At 34.5% G+C, this 1720-nt stretch carries 1 protein-coding gene; it reads right to left on the bottom strand.

What is annotated here, in order from left to right; all coding sequences use genetic code 11:
* Positions 1-260: 260 nt before the first annotated feature.
* Positions 261-1720, bottom strand: a 1460-nt coding sequence (locus WBN20_RS13695; protein ID WP_424282096.1) for a TonB-dependent receptor plug domain-containing protein, incomplete at its 5' end; no start/stop codon positions are given.

The following is a 1720-nucleotide window of genomic DNA, read 5'->3' as shown; positions in this document are numbered from 1 at the left end:
CCAATAGCAGTTAAAACTGTGAGCGATTTATTTAGTAACGACCTAATAAAATAAAAATTGGATGTTTTAGGTCAAAATATGATTTTATGTAAATTATATCAAAAACAAATTTTTTTTCAAGTATTGGTTGTACATGATATTAACTAATAGGACCTTAGATTTGTATTTTTATTTACTTCTAAATAAACAAGAGCCCTTTATTTACATATCAATTTCTCTCTTTAAAACCCAAGAGAAGGGTAAGTTAACTACCAATAAGGTTAAAAATAAACACGGAACATTGCATTAGGGGTTATCCCCAAAGAATTCTGAACAATTGTTTCCACTTCGCCCAAAGTATTTATCCGATAAAAGATGTTAATGTCGTTCTTTTTATCAAACAAATTCCAGACAGATAACCCAAGATTGGCCCTGGTTTTTTGCCCAAGTTTAAAATTATAAATGGCAGAGAGGTCCACGCGCATATAATCTTCCAATCTTTGTTGATTTGTTTGATCATAATTAATGCTATCATCAATAATTGGTGTTGCAGGATTGGGTTGTGTATATGGTTTTCCTGACCGCCAATTTAAGCCTGCAGCAAAGCGAAAATGCTTCAGGGTATAGGTTGTACCTAATGACAAGGCATGAGGGATATCAAAATTACTAGGAAAACTGGTCTCGGATAATTCAGGAAAGGAATATTCATTTTCCAGATAGGAATAACTTAACCAAACATTTGCATCGTTAAATTTCTTACGTACGAGAAAATCCATGCCTAAAGCGGTATAGCTGCCAATGGACTTTATAAATTCGAACTGGTTCTGAAAACCCTGGCTTTGTGATGTAATACCGTCAACTGCCTTATAGAATCCCACAGTATTAATTAACCATCCATTTTGATTATAACTCAAGCCAAGAGAACCCTGTTTACTCTTAATAACCGGGATATCACTATTATCAGATAACTGCCAGCGGCGCTTTTCTATACCTAAAAAATCATTTTGAAAATTGATGATTTGAGAAGTGTTTTGGTGCTTAAACTCTCCTAACAGCTCAAGGTTAAACCAGTTTAAAAAGCGATGATTGAAACTAACGCGGGGTTCCCACAATTGCTTGTTAAATTTATCCAGGTAGTTAAATCGGAGCCCTAAATTAAGTTTAGTTTTCCTATTTGCCGAAATAAAATCGAGTTCGGTGAATATGCCCTGGGTACGAAGCACATTCGCGATAAGCCTTCTAAAAACAGGATCGTCCACATCATCAAGATTGGTTACCTTGGTTTCTACAAAGTGATATCCAATCACCCAATTCAAGCGTTCGCTAACGTGATAGGTGCCACTAATTCTTGCTCCTGTTTCTGAGACCTTGTTTTCCTGAAGAAATCTCTGATCGTTTAAAATATTTGCATTTATTGCCTTGAGTTTATAATCTGATTCATAGATGTTCAACAGGGTACTAAAAGAATTATTCCAGGTCCTTTTATAACGCAATCCCCCTGCAATACTATTTTGATTTAAACTACTTTGCCTGGTTTCAACCTCACTGTTTAATATTTCATTTTCATTAAATACCAGCTCATTGTTGGCATTGATAAAGTTTAATTGTAATTCATCTTTTTCTGAAGGTTTATATAACCAACGCATTGAAGCATCATAAAAATCAGAGCTAATATCCGAATTGTTGATATTGTCTTCTACCTCTGTATCTTGTGATATCCTGTCAAAATACTGAGTATAGG

The sequence above is a fragment of the Eudoraea sp. genome, assembly GCF_049665975.1.
Taxonomy (GTDB): domain Bacteria; phylum Bacteroidota; class Bacteroidia; order Flavobacteriales; family Flavobacteriaceae; genus Eudoraea.
This window is presented reverse-complemented; position numbering and strand designations above follow the sequence as displayed.